Source organism: Marinomonas sp. CT5 (assembly GCF_018336975.1).
In the GTDB taxonomy this organism is placed as follows: Bacteria; Pseudomonadota; Gammaproteobacteria; order Pseudomonadales; family Marinomonadaceae; genus Marinomonas.
This window is the reverse complement of record NZ_CP025572.1, coordinates 1,951,043-1,972,440: the sequence shown is the minus strand read 5'-3', so window position 1 is coordinate 1,972,440 and position 21,398 is coordinate 1,951,043. Positions and strand designations below refer to the sequence as shown.

Below are 21,398 nucleotides of genomic sequence, written 5' to 3'. Positions count from 1 at the left end.
CGACTCAGTTAGGCGTTCCAAACCAGCATATCGACAGGCGTCGGGTTGTAGCCGTTGCAAGGGTTGTTTAATTGAGGACAATTCGAAATCAATACGATGATGTCCATTTTTGCCACCATCTCAACGTATTTACCAGGCGCTGAAATACCATCTTCAAAGGTCAAGCCACCCGCTTCAGTCACCGGTACATTCATAAAGAAGTTGATGTTGTGACTAATATCGCGCTTGGACAAACCAAACTCTGGGTTTTCGGCAATCGCAAGCATCCAGCTGTCTCGACAAGCATGCATGCAACGTTTTTCTAAGTCGTAACGCACCGTATTACTTTCCGTCGCACAGGCGCCGCCCAAGGTATCGTGGCGACCACAAGTATCAGCGACAATCTCAATCATCACATTGTTCTCGTTAGAACGAAGCTCTGATCCAGCCGTCAAATACACCTTGCCTTGCTCACGAATGGTATCCGTTACGCTGTATCGCTCAGCCGGATCATTGGCATTGTAGAACAAGGTATCTGCGGCTTGGTTGCCTTCAAGGTCGACTAGTCGAAATGTACTGCCCGCTTTCACTACGCCAATAAAGTAATCACCTGCATCAATATGGTAAGTCGTGTTCGCGCTTTCTGGGGTTAATTGGCTCTCTTTAATCATGATTAGGCCTCCGCGCCAAAGTAGTAAAGTGCATTATTAGCAAAGCCTCGCTGATTTTCTGGGCGCGACATTTTGCAAAGGTCGTCGTCTGCTACAGGTTCAGCTTTTTCCAGCAGAATGGAGATCGGTTTTTTCGGGTATTGGCTTGCTGTGCTTAATGGGTGTGGGCAGGTATGCAGCATCACTAAGGTGTCCATTTCAAAACGCAAAGTAATACTAGAGCCTGCCGGACTGTTGCCTTTGACCAATGACATAACACCTTCACTGTCTGTGCTAACTCGACTAAACAAGTTTAAATTCGCAGCAATATCGGCTTTGGTTAGACCGTATTTGGCCATTTCCACCAACATGGCATCGTGACCATTTTGCATCCAATCATTGCGATCATTTTGATAGTCACGTTTCCCCCACTTTGACTCGATGTGTGAAGCATGGCTATTACCATTGACCGTCTCGTGCCAGCCAACGGTGTCTTCAATGATGGAAGCAAATATGCGCCCCATATCGGAATACAAACAATGACCTTTGGTGAGTTTAAAAGTGTGTTGACCTTTTAGCGTATCGGGTGCGTTGTAACGCTCCAAAAGGTTTTCTGGGTTATAAAACACCATGCCGACATTGGCATCGCCTTCAATATCCGTCAGGGTCATTTGCATTCCGCGACGTACGCGCAATGACCAATGACTGGCGGCTGGAATGATGGTTTCATATTTATTCATACTGATTGCTCCTGCGTTTTCTCTCCCTGATTTAGAGGGCGAATACGTTGATCTATTTCTTCAAAAAGTGGCTCAGGCATATGACCAACAGGTAAGTCATAGGTAATAGAGGCGCCATAAGCATTTGGGGAATGCGGGTCGTGACGAAGTTTGTCGAACACCCATAAACGAGTTCCTAGATAGAAACCTTCTTTTAAGTCATGCGTGACCATGAATATGGTCAATTTATGCTTGCGCCATAGGTCCAACACCAAGGAATGCATATCGGCACGAATACCGGGGTCCAGTGCGCCAAAAGGTTCATCCAGCAGCAAAATTCGTGGTTTGCAAATGACCGCTTGGGCAATGGCAAGACGCTGCTTCATACCACCCGATAATTCGTGTGGATAGCGATGCAAAGCATGACCTAGTCCCACTTGTTCTAGCATGTCTGTCGCTTCTTGCTTGGCCGCTTTTTTCTCTTTGCCAAACAAATAGCCAGTGATGGAGGATTTTTGAAAGCCTTTCGCCGCGATCACGTTTTCCAACACCGTCATATGGGGAAAGACGGAGTATTGCTGAAAAACAATGCCACGGTCTGAACCCGGCTCATTAGGGATTGGCTTGCCATCCAGCAACAACTCACCTTCTGTGGCGGTTTCAATGCCTAAAATCATTTTTAAAAAAGTACTTTTGCCACAACCCGAGGCGCCAACCAGCGTAATAAACTCGCCTTCTTCAACATTGACATTAACCCGTTCAAGAATGACATCTTGACCGTAGCGTTTGCCGATGTTTTTGGCTTGGATCATGGTTTCTTTTGATGCTGTCTTGCTCATGATTTTGCCTCCAAACTCCAAGGAAAGAGTCGACGGTTTAATTTACTGAGCAAGAAATCCACCAAGAAGGCTAGGAAAGTAATCCATGCCACATAAGGCAAAATCACATCCATAGACAAATAGCGACGTACCAAGAAAATTCGATAACCTAGGCCATCAGTCGAGGCAATGGCTTCGGCTGCGATTAAAAATAACCAGCCAGAACCCAAAGACAGGCGAACAGCATCAATTAGCTTGGGCATAATTTGCGGCAACACCACACGGATCAAAATCTGAATGGTGCTGGCTCCCAAAGTTTGCGCTTTCACCAATTGCTCACTCGGAATTTCCTGTGTTCGACGTTGGATATCACGGGCAATAAAGGGAGTGATGCCGATGGCTATCAAGGTGATTTTTGACACCTCCCCAAGCCCAACGACGATAAAGAGAATTGGCAGTAGCGCCAAAGGGGGAACCAGTGAAATAACCGTAAGCAGTGGAGAGAATCCTGCCGCAAAAAGTGGTAAAGACCCCGTTAGTACGCCAATGAATAAGCCGATAAAACCAGCGATCAGAACGCCTAACCCCAAACGGGTCAAACTGCTCATGGTGTCCTGCCAGAATAGGAGTTCACCTGTACGTCGACTGGGTTCAAACGCCATGCGGTACATGGACTCCCCCATTTGACTGAACGCAGGCAAGAGTTTGTCGTTTGGGTTGATGGCTAAACGTGCGTCAGAGCTCACCATATAAACCAAAATGAGCAAGGCAAATGGCAACAGACCAAGCAAGATGGTATTGGATCGATTGGGCTTATAATTAATTAATTTTTTCATGCTTTTATCCCATGACGCTCTGAGTACTATCGCTAGTAAACAGAGCGTTTACTTTGGATGGTTACAGTTGGCCGTCAGCAGCCATTTGCATGTAAGTTGGGTCAAAGCGAAGTTTTATGTAATCAGGGTTACCGTAGACACCGGCAGGCGTTTCAATACCAATGGCCCCGGCATCTGGCGCACCATCACCTAATAAACCGTGGTCAAAAGAAAATTCCGCCACGTTTTGCATCGTCGAAATAAGCTCTTCGCTATTGGTTAACGCCAAAGCCGATTCAGGTGTGTAAAACATTTTCGTGCTAGCTAGCTGGGCATCGTAACCTTCTAAATCAGTTTCAGACGCTTCTGCCATGGCGGTGCGAGCATCAATTGCAGCTTGATCATTACCATTCATCAAGTCCATGACTTCATACCAAGCACCCACTAAGGCTTTGCCCAAGTTAGGATTGGCTTTCAAAGTATCGGTATTCACAATCAAGGTATCGATGATTTCGCCTGGAATTTGTGAAGAGTCAAATACCTTGTTTGAGTTAGGCATAGAAGTGATTTCACTTAATAAAGGATTCCAAGTAACCACTGAAGTCACATCTTTTGTCCCATAGATAGAGACCATGTCAGCATCAGATGTATTGATAATATTAACGTCAGCTTCTGAAAGGCCCACCGTGTCCAATGCGCGAGCTAATAAGTAATGGGATACGCTTAGCTCAACCAAATTGACGTTTTGCCCCTTGATATCCGCTAGATTCGTTTTATTTTTCAAAACAACAGCATCATTACCGTTGGAGAAGTCACCTACGATTAACGCGGTACTATCCACACCACCAGCGGCTGGAATCGTTAGCGCATCCATATTAGTCATAGAACAGGCATCAAACTGGCCAGCGGTGTATTGGTTAATGGATTCAACGTAATCGTTGATTTGCACTACATCGATATCAATACCGTATTTATCACCCCATTTCTTCACTATGCCTTCTTGTGCGGCATAGGCCCAAGGCATCCAACCCACATAAATGGACCAACAAACCTTAAATTTATCGGCGGCAAATGTGTTTGCGGACAAAAGGAGCGTAAACAGAAGAACGGTTACTTTTTTTGCGGAGAGTTTCATAGAAGTTACCTTTTCAGTTTGTTTAATTACACATGGAGTACCCTTGGCAATATCGCCATGCGGTCTCCCGGGCTTTTGTCCCGCCGTGTAACCTTGAAACTGTCAAGGTCGAAAGCTCTCGGACCAGACACTTCGATAAAAATCGAAATCGGAACCCTAGCTCTCTATTGGTAATCTAAATTGTGATGTTCGACTTTCCAAGGGTACGAACATCCTGATAAAAGCAGATAACATGCCAACCAATGTAAACAATTGTTTTATAATGAAAACTATAAATCCTTAACACTTGACTCATACAATTTGAATATGAAATGTGAACCAATTAAGACCATATAAATAAAAACGCACCATAGAAAAGCATACATAATACTGTTAGTAACCTTGCATTTTTCTATTACGTTCGTAAGGCAAACCGTTAACATACATTGTTTTCTTATTTATAAGGCAATAGTGTCTCAAGAGGATAGTCTAGATGGTAATATCTTCTATCAAGTTTTCTCAAATACTTTACATAAATCGGATTTTTTATGTATAGAATCAATGATTTTGCATACAAAAACTTACAAAGATAGATACTTTGCTGTATATCTAAGTAATGAATTATGACGTTGGTAAGTAAGAATCGATGAAAGATAATATAACCGTCTCTATTTCCTCAATTCATGGAACCAAACATTTCAGTTTTGGGAAAAGGACTCGCCATACATTTAAGCTCATCAGCTATATCATTTTTTTAGGGGTACTGCTGACAGCCGGTATTATTTATTATCTGGTAACCGATGCGGAATTTTCGAAAAAAAAATTACTCGAATTAGAAACAAAATCATCTACTCTTACAAAAGAAATTGACTCTCTAACGGCATTAAAAACAAGCTTAGAACAAGATTTGGCTGATCGAGAAGAACGCATGCTAGTAGTCTCAGACCGTTTAGACGACTTAGAAAAGCTACTTGGCATGGACGATCAAAACAGCGCCGAACTGCTCACTCGTTTAGACACAGCGACCATTAACTCTTCCGTTAGAGTCGCTATGTTGACGCATATTCCAAGTGGTGCGCCGGTCATTAATGCAAGAATTTCATCAGGCTATGGAAAACGAAAACACCCAGTTCTGGGTATTATTAAGTTTCATCGTGGACAGGATTTCGCTGTTAACACTGGCACTCCAATTTATGCACCCGCTGATGGAACAATCGAAGTGATTCGCCCAGCCAAGAAAGGCTCTGGGAATTTTCTTCGCATTATGCATGCATATGGATTTACGAGCTCTTACTCTCATTTAAGTAAGTTTGCAGTGGAAAAAGGCGATTTTGTTAAAAAAGGAGATTTGATCGCTTATTCGGGTAATAGTGGCTTAACGTCTGGACCACATCTTCACTACGAAGTGAGATTCGTAGGACGTTCATTAGATCCCAAACCATTTATGGATTGGAATGTCGATAACTTTGATACAATTTTCAAACGTGTAAGAGGTATAGCATGGGAATCTTTGGTGGGCAAAATAGAGTTAAGAGTCAGTCAACAACTACAACCCTCGTCGCAGAAGGCTGCGTTATTAACGGGCACATTAAAGTAGAAAATCGATTACAAGTTGACGGTCACGTGGAAGGGCATATTGAAGCAAAAGACCAGCTAAAAATTAGTGAATCAGGCAGCGTCTTAGGTGAAATAACCACCGAACGCCTAATCATTAATGGCTCTTATGAAGGTACTTGTCATGCCACTTATATCGAAATTTTAAGTTGTGGTCGCGTTTGTGGAACCATTTACACAGACAATTTAAGCATCGAATCCGGCGGTAAGTTTATGGGGGTGACTCACCCTTCGGAAAAACAACCCATCAAATTAGATTCTCATGACGAGCTAAATAGTCTTGAAACTTTAGATAGCGACGCCCCCGATAACTTAGATGGTTTAACAACTCTCGAAGAGTTGGATGGCAAAGTGACTTCGATTAATAATGAGCCAAACCAATACAAAGTATAGCTACTGCTTTTAGCTAATAACTAATGGGTCCTTCAAGTATATTGTCTGAAGCTTATTGCAGATGGAATAACGAAAAATAGTGGCTAAAATGAAACCGGTATTTAGAGTATCACCACCTTATTACGGCCGCTTTTCTTCGCTTCATAAAGTGCAATATCCGCTCTCTTAATCATCGTCTCTATGGTGTCTCCTTGCTTAAAGGAAGTTAACCCAAAGCTAGCGGTTCTATGATCAATCGCTTCAAAGTCATGCTGCGAAATTTTAAGCCTAATTTTTTCAACTATTAATGTAACATCTTCAATACTTGATTCAGGAAAGACAATGATAAACTCTTCACCACCGTAACGACCTACATAATCGCTTTTTCTTAAACTGTCTTTTAAAACATTAGAAAACTCTATAAGAACACTGTCGCCACGCTGATGACCATACTTATCATTGACACTTTTAAAGTGATCAATATCTAGTATAGAAAGGCAAAAACCTCTTTTTAAGTAACTTTGTTTATCAATCTCTGAACGAATAATTTCTTCTAATTTTCTTCTATTAAATAGAGCCGTTAGATTATCTGTGAGTGCAAGTCTATTAAGTTCTTTATTTTTTTCTTCAATATCTTTCTGAGCTTGCCTCAATAAAGTGTTTGCTTTAGTGATTTTTCGATTCCAATACAGCATAAGCGTTAGGAAGACAAAGACCCCTAGCACCACCTGCCAAACAATTTTATAGTCAACATCTTGCTCATACTTTATAGGGATCCATCTTGTAAAGATCTTCCTGTGACGCTCATTGGTTATACTATTAACAACTTTTTGTAAAACGCCAAGCAATGTAACATCATCTTTTCTAACAGCAATAGAAAGTTCTAAGTTTTCAGATATTTTACCTGCTATTTTTAACTCACCAAAGTATTTACTTTGAAACTCATAACCAATACTCGCTAAAGTATCAATATAAGCAAAAAGTTCTCCACTTTTTACTTTATCTAAACCATCATAAATATCATCAACTTCGATTAATTTTAAAGAAGGATATTTTTCACGTAATATTTTGACGAAAGCATCACCTCTTATTATTCCAACTTTTTCTCCTTCTAAATCCAAAGCCTGATTAATAAAAGGCACATTAACTCTTGTGGCAACGACCAAAGGGACGTCTAAGTAATGGTCAGTAAAATTTAAGAAAGCCTTCCTTTCAGGAGTTTCCATACTTAAAGCTAGCATGTCGCACTTTTTCTGTTTAATGAATTCTACTGATTCATTCCATGTACGGGTTTTAACCAATTCAAACTTGGCAGAGAGCATTTGTTCAAAGAGATGGTAGTAATCAGAACTCATACCAACATGTTCACCGTCTTCATTTAAACCTTCAAAGGGAAGACCGCTTGGGTTGATACAATATTTAATAGTATGGGTATTAATATAGGCTTTTTCGACATCATTCAGATCAATATGTCCGCCTGGATATTCTTTGATAGAGCCTATCCATTTATCACTAAGCGCTTCCATTTCACGCTTTGATATAGAACTAAGAGACTTCTGCAAAATAGAACTTAGAATACTTTTTTCAGGTTGCACTCCAAACCGTAAATCTTCTCTTTTAGTATTTGGAAGGCTAAGCTCGCTTGCCAGTTTTATGTTGTTATAAAGATTCTTTTTTATTAAATGATTTATGTTAGGTAAATTTTGCATCAAAGCATCAATTTTCCCAAAGACTAGATCTTTTGTTAGCTCGTCATAACTATCATAATAAATTAAATCCATTGTCCCTAGATCTTCAAGTTCCTTAATATAAAACACATCTTTCAGCACACCAACCCTTTTCTTAGCTAAACTCTTTAACCCTTCGTATTCACCAAAGTCGTCTTTAACAAAGATCATAATTGGAATATTGTAATAAGGACTGGTAAATACCGTGAAAGGCTCTCTATATTTCTTATAAGAAATACTACTTATCACATCAAGTTCTTTATTTTTAAATAAATTATAAATACTCGTCCATTTATCAATATGCTTTTCAAACGTCAACCCGGATTTCTTAGCAATTATATTGAGCAAATCATGCTCATAACCAACGACTTCGCCTTCGACGTAATAAGAAAAAGGCGTAAAGTCAGGCATCACCCCAACAGTAACCACAGGATTATTTTTAATAAACCTCTTTTCTTCTTCTGTAAATATCAAAGGCTTTGCTGTAGATGCTACTGAGCATAGCAACAGGAAAGGCAACAACATGAATAACTTCTTCATTTCTATCTCAGTATAAACTTTAAAGTATGGCCTGTATAAACCGGTGAACTTACTTTAAATAAAACCGTTGATTAGTTTTAGTGTATTTTTGTTATTAAGCAGGCGAAAAAGCCTTAAGTAATTCAGTATTCGTTGGGTATGTTTCTAACCAGTCAATCAATTTCTGAGCAGCATCAACAGGTTTAAGGTGTGTAAGTGATCGACGTATGGCACGTACTTTCTCTAGATCTTTTGCATCAATAAGCAATTCTTCTCGGCGAGTACTGCTCTTTGCTATGTCTAAGGCTGGAAAAATTCGATGTCTCGCAGCCTCTCTGGATAGCACAATTTCCATGTTGCCCGTGCCTTTGAATTCTTCAAAAATTACTTGATCCATTTTGCTGCCAGTATCCACCAAAATAGTCGCTAATATGGTTAATGAACCACCATTTTCTATCTTTCTCGCTGAACCAAACAACTTACGAGGTATTTCTAGCGCTCTCGTATCAAGTCCTCCGGACAAGGTTCGACCACTGCTCTTTCTATCAGCATTATGTACTCTTGAAAGCCTTGTCAGAGAATCGATCACAATCATCACGTCTTGGCCTTCACCAGCCTGCTTACGAGCTATTTCAAGGAGCTTATCGGCCACACGCACATGTTGTGCATAATTTTCATCAGAAGACGAAGCATGCACTTCAGCCGATACACTACGTTTAAAATCTGTTACTTCTTCCGGTCGCTCATCAATTAATAACGCATACAACTTTATCTCTGGATAAGCCATCGCAACAGCCTGACAAATATGCTTTAACATGGTGGTTTTACCAGATCCAGGCGGTGCCACAATCAAACCCCGTTGGCCCATACCAACGGGGCAGATCAAATCCATAGCCCGAACTGTTTTCTGCGACGATCCCGATGATAAAGAAAGACATGGGGAAGGATGAACAACCACACCATTTAGAAAGCGCTTTTCAGGATCATTCTCAGCAGCCCCTTTAGACTCCTCATCTACTGGTTTCATATCGGAAGGCCGTTTGCCTTTTAAACTCAGTATTTTTCTCGTCATAATCTGGTTAAAACCTTGGGGGATGTGTTTCATTGAGTGATAAGACTGCTTTATCACAGCCTTTAGGTAAGGATATTTTACTGCTATCAAAATGAAATTTTGGCTATACTGACAGCTTATTTGTCATATTTAAAACAATAAAAGCTCATATTGAGTCCGATATTGGATATTAGACTTACGACAGGGGATAAGTTTGCTCCGCTTAGATTTACAAAAACTTTTTTTGCTGCTCACCATTGCTGCGGTGCTTCTTACCTTTGGTAATAGCTACTATGTAACCTATCAAGCTCAAAAGCAATTACTGATTGATTCGACTCTTGAAGCCAATCGTGTTTATGCAGAAAAACTCGCCGAAACTACCAACAATTTTTTGCAAAATGCCCAGCAACAATTAGCTTTCAGTGCCAAAGTGCTTGCTACGAATATAAATAATGAAGCACTGCTAGAATTCGAGACAGAAAGACTCTACGAACAATCTAGCTTCTTTAACTCCGTGTCTATTATTGATTCAACAGCCACAATTACGGCGATTTTTCCACGAAATATTCCTGTAAAAGGATTGGTTCTGCCACCAGATAATAGGCAGTCTTTCAACACTAGAAAACCTCTAGTGTCCAATCCAATAATAGCGCCATCAGGTAGTTACTTAGTCAGTATCTCCCACCCTATTTTTGCTAAAGAGGGTCAATACCTTGGCTTTATTACCGGTACCATCTATCTGAACCAAGATAACATCTTCTCCTCCTTGCTCGGACAACATTCCTATAATAACTGATCATACACTTATGTCGTTGATCAAAATAAAGAACTTATTTATCACCTTGATAAAAAACGAATTGGTGAACACATTAACGGAAACAGCGTAATCGATACCGTCATTTCAGGTAAGTCAGGAAGTGCTCGGGTAGTGAATTCCCTAGGAATCCCAATGCTCGCTGGGTTTGCCTATGTAGATAAGTCTGGGTGGGGAATAATAGCGCAACGGCCTATTGAAAAAATTATGGATGAGCTTGATGTCCAACTCACCAATGTGGTTTTAGAAAGCTTACCGTTATTAGTATTAATACTAGCGGCCATTTTAATTGCCAGTCGGTACATTACGGCACCTTTAAAAGCCTTAGCGAGCCAAGCAAATAGCATGCATCAACATGATGCAGAACATAGCATTCTAGCAATTAAGTCATGGTACTTCGAAGTTCAAGAGCTTAAGCGCGCTATTTTAAGTGGTCTGGGTGTACTGAATAACAAAATCAACCAGCTCAATATTGACACCAATACGGACCCATTAACGGGTTTATACAATCGTCGAAGTTTAGAGCAGATCTTAGAGGAATGGTGGAATATAAAGAAAAGCTTTGCGGTTATTGCCTTAGATATCGACTACTTCAAAATTATCAATGATATGCACGGCCATGATGTAGGAGACGAAGTTCTAAAAGAGCTGAGTAATATCATGCAAAACAACAGCGGGAAAAACTCAATCATCTTTCGTATTGGTGGAGAAGAGTTTTTAATTCTACTGCCATTAACCAAACTATCAACAGCCCATCGCTTCGCTGATAATTTACGTTCAACCATTGCACAAAATGAAATGCCAGTAGTCGATCATATCACCGTATCCTTAGGCATCTCATACTGGGATAGCAACAGTAACGATACGATAAAAATGGCTATAAAAAAAGCGGATATCGCCTTATATCAAGCGAAAAGTCAGGGTCGAAACTGTTCTATTGTACATCGTTAGCGATCTTTTCTTTTTAAGATTCGCCCTCTTGGTTCATCGCCTTCATAAAGCACAATATCGGAATGTAAAAACTCGGCGGCTTCAGCCGAGCCCTCAACTTTAACCGCACTACGTTCTAACATTTCGGTTTCAAACTCATTGAGTACACTGGATCGAATTCCTGCCTCCCGCCACTGAGATTTTGACCAACAGCCTTTAGCAATTTCACGTGCCAAAGACAAGGCATCCAGCAAAGCTTGATTTGCACCTTGGCCTTTAAATGGACTCATAGGATGAGCAGCATCACCAATCAAGGTAACTTTCTCACTTTTATTCAACAAATCTGCTGTCAGCAGTTCTCGGTCATATACCGGATAGCCAGAGACCAAATTTGCTTTAGTGGCTGCTAAAATCTGAGGAATAGGATCGTGCCATTGTGTTCTACGGCAAGCCTCCTCTTTCAAAGCCTGAGGACCTTTGGCACTTAACACTTTGGCGTCCTCTTCAGACATAGGAAAACTAAGCTGCCACATGACTGAATCTGCATCATATGGCATGATGTAAATACGTTCATTGCCATTTGCCGTTTGAAAAACCGTTGCTGAATCCAACAACTCACTTTCAACGCCAATATCCACTAAAGGACAAATTCCCAAAATAACAATACAGCCTAAGTAACGCAAAGGAGTAGTTTCTTCACCAATTAGCAAACGTCGAACCGCACTACGAATACCGTCCGCGCCCACAACCAAGTCGGCTCTGGCTGGCTTTATATCACCATCGGCCAAAAAGTTAAGCTCAACATCGTTTCCCTCATGGAAATCCACTAATTGATGCCCCCATTTAACTTGATCACTTCCGCCCAACTGCTCTAATAAAGCTTTGCGTAATGACTGACGCGCAATATGGATATTGGTTCGTTTAGGAGAGGTTTTGGTATCGGCCTGTAACCATTTTCTCATTCCCCACTCGCCCACGACTTTTCCCTCTGGGGTATGAACTAGATGTCTCGTGGAAACCACGCCATTGTCCAACGAGCAAATACCAAATCCCGCGATCGCTTTACTCGCTTGTTGTAAAGTCAGGCCATAGCCTTGAGAACGAGCATCAAAAGCGGTATCTCGTTCATACAAGGTGAATGGAATACCGCGATGACGACAAGCCACAGCCAATGCCACACCACCGATGCCACCACCTATGATGGCCACATGAGGGTATTTTTCCGTATCAGGCTCAGGAAAGTGAGCGGCTTTGATTAAGCCTGATCCAAGACAATTCGCACAGGATTCTAGATGACCTTTAGGACGAACAGGCGCAGGTCCTTCACCCTTTAGCTTTTCATACTCGCTCAATTCTTTTAAATAGAGCAAACGTACTTTTTTGCGCAACCTACGGCTTCTTTTTCCTCGCCCATGACATTCTGGACAGGCTGTCCAACTGCTCTTTGCATTTTCCAATTTATTTACTTCTTCTTTATGTAAACCAATTATGAGTTTTCTTTTTGATGGGAATATAACCGCTATACCCTAATAATTCTGGGGTGAATAGTACAATTATGATGAACCTTATTACCATTGACATAATAACTTAATGCGAAAAAATTAAGATTCTTTTCGATTAGGCGGACATCATAGGTAGGCTTGAAGCCTTAAAGCACTATGATGTCAAAGTCCATAAGTCGTTTAAGTAAACAAGTACTGCTACACTATTTTCAACACAATTCATTATAGAGGTTTTTCAAAGGTATTAATTTAATAACCAAAAGGGGAAAAAAATGAACAATAGTTTCGACACCCAACATCAAATCACGGTTAACGGCGAGCCATTTCATATTCATTCCTTAGAAGGGCTCGGCGACAGAGCCAAAAGACTGCCCTTTTCTTTGAAAGTATTACTCGAAAACCTTCTTCGCAACGAAGATGGCGTAAATATCAAAGAACAAGATATTGAAGCTTTATTAAATTGGGATCCCCAAGCCAAACCTACCGCAGAAGTTGCTTTTACCCCCGCACGCGTTGTCATGCAAGATTTTACTGGCGTTCCAGCTATTGTGGATTTAGCCGCCATGCGTGATGCCATGGAGAAGCTAGGTGGTGATCCAGCTAAAATAAACCCTCTATCACCAGCCGAACTGGTTATTGACCACTCAGTACAGGTGGATGGTTACGGTAATAGCAAGGCATTCGACTTGAACACCAAGTTGGAATATGAAAGAAACAAAGAAAGGTATGAATTTTTGCGCTGGGGGCAAACCGCCTTTAACAACCTTAAAGTCGTACCACCCGCTACCGGTATCGTGCACCAAGTCAACTTAGAATACCTAGCCCGCGTGGTATTTAATGAAGACAAAGACGGCAAAAAATTTGCTTACCCAGATACATTAGTCGGAACCGACTCACACACCACCATGATAAACGGCTTAGGAATTCTAGGCTGGGGGGTTGGCGGTATTGAAGCCGAAGCCGCTATGCTTGGCCAGCCCATTAGCTTACTGATTCCTCAAGTTATTGGCGTAAAATTAAACGGTCGCCTACCAGAAGGCACAACCGCCACAGATTTAGTACTCACCATCACTGAAATGCTGCGCAAACATGGCGTAGTGGGTAAGTTTGTCGAATTTTATGGTGATGGCCTTGCTGACTTACCCCTTGCCGATCGGGCAACCATTGCCAACATGGCCCCAGAGTATGGTGCAACCTGTGGCATCTTTCCAATAGATGACGAAACCATTAACTATCTGCGTTTAACCAATCGCGACGAGACACAACTTAAGCTGATTGAAGATTATGCCAAACACCAAGGACTTTGGCGTAATGATGGCGATGAAGCCAATTATACTGATGCCCTTGAACTGGATCTTGGCACCGTTGTACCAAGCCTTGCTGGCCCTAAACGTCCTCAGGACAGAATTGCTCTTGATAAAGCAGGTGATGTAATTCGCCAGCATCTAAAAGGCTTTCAAGATGAACGCCTAGCTCGTGAAGAAAAAACAAGCGAAGAACATACGCGCATTGAAGGTGAAGGCCCCGTCACCACGCCTGATGAATCCGTTGATGAAGCTCCCATAAAAGGCGCGGCCATCGTTCATTATAAAGACCAAGAATTTGAATTAAATGATGGCGCTTGTGTTATCGCAGCCATTACCAGTTGTACCAATACCTCAAACCCAAGCGTTATTTTAGCGGCAGGTTTGGTGGCTAAAAAAGCCAAAGAATTAGGCATCAATGTTAAACCTTGGGTAAAAACATCATTAGCACCAGGTTCTAAAGTCGTAACCGATTATTTAGAAAAAGCAGGGCTAATGGATGATCTAGAAAGCCTAGGTTTTAACCTAGTTGGCTATGGCTGTACCACTTGTATCGGTAACTCTGGTCCCTTAGCCACTGAAATATCTGACGCTATTCAAAAAAACAAACTTATTGTTAGCTCGGTTTTATCCGGCAACCGAAACTTTGAAGGGCGAATTCACCAAGATGTGAAAATGAATTTCCTTGCATCACCACCACTGGTTGTCGCCTATGCCCTTGCTGGTCGTACCGATATTGATGTTTACAAAGAACCTCTTGCGAAAGACGCTAGCGGTAAAGAAATTTACCTCAAAGACATTTGGCCAAGTGTGAAAGAAGTGAGCGACCTCGTTAAGGAAATTGTCACCAAAGAAATGTTCGCCAAAAGCTATTCTAATGTGTACGAAGGCGATAAACATTGGCAACAAATTAAAATACCGGATGGTAAACTTTACGATTGGAACGACTCATCAACCTACATCAAAAAAGCGACCTTTTTTGATGGTATGACCATCGATCCTCCAGGCATCCCAACGATTGAAGGCGCTCGCTGTTTAGCTAAGCTGGGTGATTCTGTCACCACCGACCATATTTCCCCAGCAGGTTCTATTAAAGCGGACTCACCCGCCGGTTTGTACTTGCAAGACCATGGCGTTGAAAAAGCACAGTTCAACTCATACGGCTCTCGCCGAGGCAATCATGAAGTCATGGTGCGCGGTACTTTCGCCAACGTAAGATTGAAAAACTTACTAGCACCTGGCACAGAAGGCGGTGTTACTCGCACTCAACCTGATGATAATTTAGCCAGCATTTATGATGCTTCCGTAACGTATCATGAAAAAGATACGCCGCTTATTATTTTAGCGGGAAAAGAGTACGGCACCGGCTCATCGCGAGATTGGGCCGCTAAAGGCTCATTGTTACTAGGCGTTAAGGCTGTCATTGCAGAAAGTTATGAACGAATCCATCGCTCTAATCTGATTGGCATGGGGGTTTTACCATTGCAATTTAAACAAGGTGAAAGCTATGAATCGCTCGGACTAACAGGACAAGAGCAATTTGATATTTCAGGTTTGGTAGACAAAGCGGATGATGTCACCGTTGTGGCTACCAATAGCGAAGGTAATCAAATCACATTCAGTGCAGATATTCGAATTGATACACCAAAAGAATGGGATTACTACAAGCATGGCGGTATTTTGCAGTACGTACTGCGAGATATGCTTGGCTAATCATCAAGCTTCTACGCAGTGATAAATACATCAGCCTAGCTCACCAATGAGCTAGGCTGTCTTACTCATTTCCCCTATCAAAGCCTGTATAATCATACTTTCCCACAAACCTTAATAACTCTTTAAACAAACAATATTTTGTATTATTGGTATAAAATGCCTTGATTAGCTAGAACTAGATATCTTAGGTCTATTATTCTAACTACCTTCTAGGGGATATTTGTGAGCAAATGCCCATAGTATTACTACACAGGAATTTTATGAATAAAGCCCACATGCACCAGACTCATTAGCTTGATAAGTGGTTTAATGATGAGTTGGGCACTCCCCACAACAAACAACCAAGTTCCACTTTCAACCAGCGAATCATTTAAAAAAAAGAAACTGCCTATTAAAAACCAAACAGCAATCAAAAGATCATTAAGTGCACCAAGCGCTTCATATCGACGCTGAATAACGATGTGCCTACTACCAATATCTATGTCTAATTCTCGGCCATTCACCTTAATCACTCTTACTCCCATTAATATTTAAAGACTGTTCTAGTAAAACCGTAACCAACCCATTTGTATTTGACAAGCATCCTACCAGACTAAGCACCTAAATACGCTTTTAAACCTTATTCCAAGGCTTTTTTAGGTTTTCTCAGTAAAGCGCATTGTTATTTCATATCCATTGACACAAGAGCCATCCCATTTAAAAAAGAAAAGGCTTACGGCAAAATAGCAGCAAGCCTATTTCATTACTCCTCACTATTTTAAAGCTAAAATATAAAACAAGCAGGCCATTATAGAACTGACAAATCGAATATGATTCCACCGAGTCCAATGGGTTAAGTAATACTGCCATATTTCAGGCTGTTGCTTTAATGCACAGATTTTTAACCTATTATTTAGTGGGACATTAAAAACAATTGTAGTAACCAGCATTCCCAGTAAATAAATGGCACTGGCCATGTTTACCCATTTTGATTCGACCACGGATTCATTAACAAAAAAGATCAATAGCAAAGCCAATAAACAAGACCCAAAAAATAACGGCATAAAAGCAGATTTCAATATCACTTTATTGATACCGTTCATACTAGCTATGCCTGAACTATCCGGCAGTGTTTTTAAAGCGGACATTACAAATGCAGAAAAGGCAAAATAAACACCAGCCATCAATCCAGTACTCATAACAGCGGCCAACAGAGCCAGTTCAACTATTAAATTAACCATTAGACACCCTACACTATCGCTTCATTAATCCCTTGAGTTCCAAGCTCCAGTATTTTTAGCTTTAACAGCGTACTCTTGAAAAGAAGTTGGCAGACGTCCTAATACCGCTTCAACACCATTAGTAACATGACTGTTGCGGCCATCCAATACGACCGTGAATAACTCCTTCATCAACCATAAAACCTCTTGTGGCATATTTTGCTGCCTTAATACTTGCAAAAAGTGGTCTACAGAAATAGAAGTAAAATTAATCGCTTTTCCAGTCACCTGAGATAGGATTTCGACACAATCACGAAAGGTTAATAATTCCGGACCTGTTACTTCAAAAATTTGATTTTTTAAATGTGGCTTTGTCAAACAAGCAACAGCAACCTCGGCTATATCATCTACATCTACAAATGGCTCTAGAACATCGCCAGCCGGTAAAGCGACATGACCATTCAGAATACCCTCAATCAGAAATCCCTCACTAAAGTTCTGAGCAAACCAACTGGCACGCACCACATTCCAGCTAAGCCCACTATTAATCAATAACTGCTCTGCACTCTGCGCCCCTTCTTCACCACGGCCAGATAAAAGCACAATATGACTTATACGAGCCAGCTTAGCTTGGCGTATAAATTCTGCGATAGCCTGCTGAGCATCGGGAACAGCTAAATCAGGCTGAAAGCAAACATAAGCGGATTGACAACCTTGCATGACTTCTAACCAGCCAGCAGGATTTTGCCAATCAAAACTTGGCACTGAAGAAAGTGAAACAGCACGGGTCACGTACCCCGCTTCTGTTATTAATGTATTAACTCTACGACCAGTTTTACCGTTCTTACCAACAATTAAGCATGTATGTAAATTCATCGGGACACTCCTATATCAAATTGAATTTTCACTTGTACTCCCATTTACACAGCCAGTATGATGGTAAATTATTAGACACTTAATGATGATTTATCTTTATTTTTTGATTATTCATCTATTTTTTATAAAGTCATATTTTCTAACGAGACATAAAAAATGGACATGACACGGCAATTTCCAGTAACCAATGACCCGCTTGGGGAAACTTTGCACCAACTGCGACTCCACGGCAGCCTTTACTGCCGCTCAGAGTTAAGCGGTGACTGGTCAATCGAAATGCCTAAACTGCCGGGAAAAATGATGTTTCATATCATCACTGCAGGCCAATGTTGGCTTCAATTAGAAAATCAATCACCAAAACTATTAAAACAAGGGGCGCTCGTATTAGTTACGCAAGGACAGGGCCATATCATTAGTAGTGATCTAGAGCAAACTCCAATCCCGCTTTTTAACACTGGAATTCAGCAAATAAGTGAGCGATATGAAGTACTTAAAATTATTGGGGAAGGAGAAAAAACGGAACTTACTTGCGGCGTTATGGGCTTTGATCAAATTGTCGGACAACAACTCATTAAACAACTGCCATCCATACTATTACTCGACCAACTTGAGAAAACGAGCCAAACCTGGCTAAACAGTACGCTAGAATTTATCTCAGCTGAAGCTAGACAATTGAAACCAGGTGGAGAAACAATCATTACCAATTTAGCTGATATTTTGATCATTCAGCTAATTAGACACTGGATGGAACAGTCTCCAAAAGCCAGTCAGGGCTGGTTGGGCGCACTAAAAGACAAGCGTGTGGGTATTGCTTTACATGCCATTCACCAACAACCAGGAAAAAATTGGACCGTCGATTCTCTAGCACGAGAATGCAACATGTCGCGCTCCGGTTTTTCAGCTCGCTTCTCTCTCTTAGTGGGTTGCAGTGTCAAAAGTTACTTAACCAAATGGCGTATGAACCTCGCCTATCAGCGACTAAAACACAACAACGTACCATTAATAGAACTAGCCGAAGAGTTAGGTTATAACTCAGAGGCCGCCTTCTCTCGTGCATTTAAACGAGTAAAAGGCTTTTCACCAACCCAGCACAACACCATAACCACTCACTAGCAAAATTGTACTAACGGCTACCTAAATTTGGTCAATTTTTTTTACCATGTTAACACTCACCGTTTCATAGCCCATTTCGGCGTAAAGGTTCTGCGCAGCATTATTTTGAGCAAATACATGTAGACCGATATTAACGATATTATTCGCCGCTGCAAAATCCTCAATTTCCTTTAAAGCAAGTTTTGCATAACCCTGTCGACGATGTTCTGCCTTAATTTCTAAATCGTAAATAAATACCGTACTAGTGGTATCACTATTCTCTAACGACAGCCATATCATCCCAACGGTCTCGTTCACCTCAGGCACTTTCATTTCGAAAAAATAATTGTTATCTGTGTCTATTCCACGGGGTAGTAATCTCTCTGTATCACGCCTAGCCCGAGTTAATGATCCTTTTTTCTGCCAGCGACCAGATTCTACATTTTCTCTAGCATACTGAACGATCAGCTCTTCAATGTAAGAGGCAAAAAAAAGTTTTGACATAGGCACCAAGAAAGACATAACAACTCCATTAAATAGAAGGCAGAGGGAATCCTGCTCTGATGGTTTAAGTATGCAGCAACCCTTCTCAGCAAAACAATAGGGATCAGACATCCCATTCGTCATTTGATTATTGTTTGCACATCAAGGTAAAACTAAAAAATAGCGCTATTCAATGATTAACCCTCCCATTTGAAAATGTCCATTTCTATCAAATGGCATTAGACAGCGCCATACAAGGCTTCATTAAAACCATTTTACGTCTTAAGAGGGGTTCTCCTTCTGTCCTAATTTCATCATCAAAGACAACCCACAATGTATTAATTAACAGACTTTATATACAGCACCGCTCACTCCGATCTGCAATGTCACGCCTTTTATTAGCAAAAAAGCATTAGCTAGACGTTTCCATAAAAAGGCTCAAAAAATTCAATAACGCTCTCAGAAAATTTCGTAATTGAAGCAATCACCTAAACAAACAATGATTCGTAGGGATCAAAAATAACAATAGTTTGGAGTTTCAATATGAGTGAATTTTTCAATAACGTGCCGTTTATCAAATACGAAGGCGCGGATTCAACTAACCCGTTCGCTTTTAAACATTACGATGCAAACAAAATGCTAATGGGCAAAACCATGGCGGAGCATTTAAGAATGGCGGCCTGTTATTGGCACAACTTCTGCTGGCAAGGCAGTGATGTGTTTGGCGCCAATACCTTTGATCGACCTTGGACCAAGCCAACGAATGAAATGGAAGCCGCAAAGATGAAAGCCGACGCGGCGTTTGAATTTTTTACCAAGTTAGGCATTTCTTACTACAGCTTCCACGATGTAGATATCAGCCCAGAAGGTAACTCACTTAAAGAGTACATCAACAATTTTGCACAAATGGTCGACGTGCTACAGGCAAAACAAGAAGCCACCGGTATGAAATTGTTATGGGGCACGGCCAATGCCTTTTCGAATCCAAGATACATGTCTGGTGCAGCCTCCAACCCTAACCCTGAAATCTTCACTTATGCGGCAACTCAGGTATTCCACGCAATGAATGCCACCAAAACGCTGAAAGGGGAAAACTACGTTTTATGGGGTGGCCGAGAAGGTTATGAAACACTATTGAACACCGACTTAAAACGCGAACGAGCGCAACTTGGTCGCTTTATGCAAATGGTGGTTGAGCACAAACATAAAATTGGTTTTGGTGGCACTTTACTTATCGAACCCAAACCCGCAGAGCCAACCAAACACCAATACGATTACGATACCGCAACCGTGTATGGCTTCTTAAAAGAGTTTGGGCTTGAAAATGAAATCAAGGTCAACATTGAAGCCAACCACGCGACCTTGGCGGGACACAGCTTCCACCATGAAATCGCAACCGCCTGCTCTTTGGGCATCCTCGGCTCTGTTGATGCCAACCAAGGTGATGCACAGCTAGGCTGGGATACGGATCAATTCCCTACGAGCGTGGAAGAATATAGCCTCGTGACTTATGAGATCCTAAAATCGGGTGGTTTTAAAACCGGCGGCTACATGTTTGATACCAAACTTCGCCGTCAATCAATGGATCTGGAAGACTTGTTCCATGGTCACATTGGCGCGATGGATACTTTGGCTTTGTCACTAGAGCGCGCGGTGAAAATGATTGAAGATGAGAAGTTAGCGAACTTTGTTGATCAGCGTTATGCAAAATGGAACGACACTCTGGGTGCCGACATTTTGTCAGGTAAACACACGCTACAAGATCTTGCCGAATACGCAGAGAAAAACAACCTTGATCCTAAGCCCGTATCTGGTCGCCAAGAAATGCTAGAAAATATGGTAAACAGCTATATTTTTAAATAAGTCTCTTTTTAAAAAGAGCTAAAAAAAACACAGGCCAACATAAGCTGGCCTGTGTTTTTAATGAGCGAATTAGGTGATATTAAGGAAGGTGCGAATAAGTCTACTAAGACCCACAGGGCATGGCCTAAAAGCCTGTATTCTTTGTTGAGCACCTCGAAAATAGAACCACTATTCACATTCGCTACTCGCCTCGAATAACAGGCTTTTATCCACATGCTGAGACAAGAGGACTTGTTCGCACCTT

General features: G+C 41.3%; 19 protein-coding genes and 1 riboswitch. Of the genes, 7 read left to right on the top strand and 12 right to left on the bottom strand.

Annotation, left to right across the window (positions count from 1 at the left end; translation table 11 throughout):
* Nucleotides 1-8 precede the first annotated feature (8 nt).
* From C0J08_RS09205 to C0J08_RS09185, 5 genes are all read right to left on the bottom strand, one after another.
* The gene (locus C0J08_RS09205) at nucleotides 9-650 is read right to left on the bottom strand and encodes an urea amidolyase associated protein UAAP2 (protein WP_212655840.1); all 642 of its coding nucleotides are present in this window, start codon (nucleotides 648-650) and stop codon (nucleotides 9-11) included.
* A 2-nt stretch (nucleotides 651-652) separates the two neighbouring features.
* Nucleotides 653-1,369: an urea amidolyase associated protein UAAP1 gene (locus C0J08_RS09200; RefSeq protein ID WP_212655839.1), complete on the bottom strand. Its 717-nt coding sequence runs from the start codon at nucleotides 1,367-1,369 to the stop codon at nucleotides 653-655.
* A complete protein-coding gene (locus C0J08_RS09195; RefSeq protein WP_212655838.1) occupies nucleotides 1,366-2,187 on the bottom strand; it encodes an ABC transporter ATP-binding protein in 822 nt (273 codons plus the stop codon). Before C0J08_RS09195 ends, C0J08_RS09200 begins: the two co-directional genes overlap by 4 nt.
* Nucleotides 2,184-3,002: an ABC transporter permease gene (locus C0J08_RS09190; protein WP_212655837.1), complete on the bottom strand. Its 819-nt coding sequence runs from the start codon at nucleotides 3,000-3,002 to the stop codon at nucleotides 2,184-2,186. The genes C0J08_RS09195 and C0J08_RS09190 overlap by 4 nt, the downstream gene beginning before the upstream one ends.
* Before the next feature lie 61 nt (nucleotides 3,003-3,063).
* A complete protein-coding gene (locus C0J08_RS09185; protein WP_212655836.1) occupies nucleotides 3,064-4,116 on the bottom strand; it encodes a putative urea ABC transporter substrate-binding protein in 1,053 nt (350 codons plus the stop codon).
* 62 nt (nucleotides 4,117-4,178) lie between these two features.
* A riboswitch (guanidine-I (ykkC/yxkD leader) is annotated at nucleotides 4,179-4,287 on the bottom strand.
* Between the two features lie 454 nt (nucleotides 4,288-4,741).
* On the opposite strand from C0J08_RS09185, the gene C0J08_RS09180 reads away from it, so the two are divergent.
* Nucleotides 4,742-5,692 (top strand): peptidoglycan DD-metalloendopeptidase family protein, encoded by a 951-nt coding sequence (locus tag C0J08_RS09180; RefSeq protein WP_212655835.1) that lies wholly within the window; start codon nucleotides 4,742-4,744, stop codon nucleotides 5,690-5,692.
* Nucleotides 5,596-6,102, top strand: coding sequence for a bactofilin family protein (locus C0J08_RS09175; RefSeq protein WP_212655834.1), 507 nt, complete (start codon nucleotides 5,596-5,598; stop codon nucleotides 6,100-6,102). Before C0J08_RS09180 ends, C0J08_RS09175 begins: the two co-directional genes overlap by 97 nt.
* A gap of 101 nt (nucleotides 6,103-6,203) precedes the next feature.
* Here the strand turns inward: C0J08_RS09175 and C0J08_RS09170 are convergent, their stop codons facing one another.
* Both C0J08_RS09170 and rho read right to left on the bottom strand, forming a co-directional pair.
* Nucleotides 6,204-8,348 (bottom strand): transporter substrate-binding domain-containing diguanylate cyclase, encoded by a 2,145-nt coding sequence (locus C0J08_RS09170; protein ID WP_212655833.1) that lies wholly within the window; start codon nucleotides 8,346-8,348, stop codon nucleotides 6,204-6,206.
* A 94-nt stretch (nucleotides 8,349-8,442) separates the two neighbouring features.
* Nucleotides 8,443-9,399, bottom strand: coding sequence for a transcription termination factor Rho (gene rho, locus C0J08_RS09165; RefSeq protein ID WP_212655832.1), 957 nt, complete (start codon nucleotides 9,397-9,399; stop codon nucleotides 8,443-8,445).
* 193 nt (nucleotides 9,400-9,592) lie between these two features.
* On the opposite strand from rho, the gene C0J08_RS09160 reads away from it, so the two are divergent.
* Nucleotides 9,593-10,174, top strand: a complete 582-nt coding sequence (locus C0J08_RS09160; protein WP_212655831.1) for a PDC sensor domain-containing protein — start codon at nucleotides 9,593-9,595, stop codon at nucleotides 10,172-10,174.
* 153 nt (nucleotides 10,175-10,327) lie between these two features.
* Complete coding sequence (locus C0J08_RS09155; protein WP_212655830.1) at nucleotides 10,328-11,143, top strand: GGDEF domain-containing protein; 816 nt, start codon at nucleotides 10,328-10,330, stop codon at nucleotides 11,141-11,143.
* Here the strand turns inward: C0J08_RS09155 and C0J08_RS09150 are convergent.
* Nucleotides 11,140-12,510: an FAD-dependent oxidoreductase gene (locus C0J08_RS09150; RefSeq protein WP_249344606.1), complete on the bottom strand. Its 1,371-nt coding sequence runs from the start codon at nucleotides 12,508-12,510 to the stop codon at nucleotides 11,140-11,142. The two genes, C0J08_RS09155 and C0J08_RS09150, sit on opposite strands and share 4 nt — an antisense overlap.
* Before the next feature lie 386 nt (nucleotides 12,511-12,896).
* On the opposite strand from C0J08_RS09150, the gene acnA reads away from it, so the two are divergent.
* Nucleotides 12,897-15,641, top strand: a complete 2,745-nt coding sequence (acnA, locus tag C0J08_RS09145) for an aconitate hydratase AcnA (protein ID WP_212655828.1) — start codon at nucleotides 12,897-12,899, stop codon at nucleotides 15,639-15,641.
* 245 nt (nucleotides 15,642-15,886) lie between these two features.
* Here acnA and C0J08_RS09140 read toward each other — a convergent pair whose 3' ends face one another.
* From C0J08_RS09140 to C0J08_RS09130, 3 genes are all read right to left on the bottom strand, one after another.
* Entirely contained in the window at nucleotides 15,887-16,153 is a 267-nt protein-coding gene (locus C0J08_RS09140) for a YrhK family protein (RefSeq protein WP_249344604.1), read from the bottom strand.
* Between the two features lie 240 nt (nucleotides 16,154-16,393).
* The gene (locus C0J08_RS09135; protein WP_212655826.1) at nucleotides 16,394-16,861 is read right to left on the bottom strand and encodes an anthrone oxygenase family protein; all 468 of its coding nucleotides are present in this window, start codon (nucleotides 16,859-16,861) and stop codon (nucleotides 16,394-16,396) included.
* A 24-nt stretch (nucleotides 16,862-16,885) separates the two neighbouring features.
* The gene (locus C0J08_RS09130) at nucleotides 16,886-17,716 is read right to left on the bottom strand and encodes an NmrA family NAD(P)-binding protein (protein WP_212655825.1); all 831 of its coding nucleotides are present in this window, start codon (nucleotides 17,714-17,716) and stop codon (nucleotides 16,886-16,888) included.
* 156 nt (nucleotides 17,717-17,872) lie between these two features.
* Between C0J08_RS09130 and C0J08_RS09125 the strand changes: the two genes are divergently transcribed.
* The gene (locus C0J08_RS09125) at nucleotides 17,873-18,829 is read left to right on the top strand and encodes an AraC family transcriptional regulator (protein ID WP_212655824.1); all 957 of its coding nucleotides are present in this window, start codon (nucleotides 17,873-17,875) and stop codon (nucleotides 18,827-18,829) included.
* A 21-nt stretch (nucleotides 18,830-18,850) separates the two neighbouring features.
* On the opposite strand, the gene C0J08_RS09120 is transcribed toward C0J08_RS09125, so the two are convergent.
* Entirely contained in the window at nucleotides 18,851-19,423 is a 573-nt protein-coding gene (locus tag C0J08_RS09120; protein ID WP_212655823.1) for a GNAT family N-acetyltransferase, read from the bottom strand.
* Between the two features lie 411 nt (nucleotides 19,424-19,834).
* Here C0J08_RS09120 and xylA point away from each other — a divergent pair, with 411 nt between their 5' ends.
* Nucleotides 19,835-21,154: a xylose isomerase gene (xylA, locus tag C0J08_RS09115; RefSeq protein WP_212655822.1), complete on the top strand. Its 1,320-nt coding sequence runs from the start codon at nucleotides 19,835-19,837 to the stop codon at nucleotides 21,152-21,154.
* Nucleotides 21,155-21,398 lie beyond the last annotated feature (244 nt).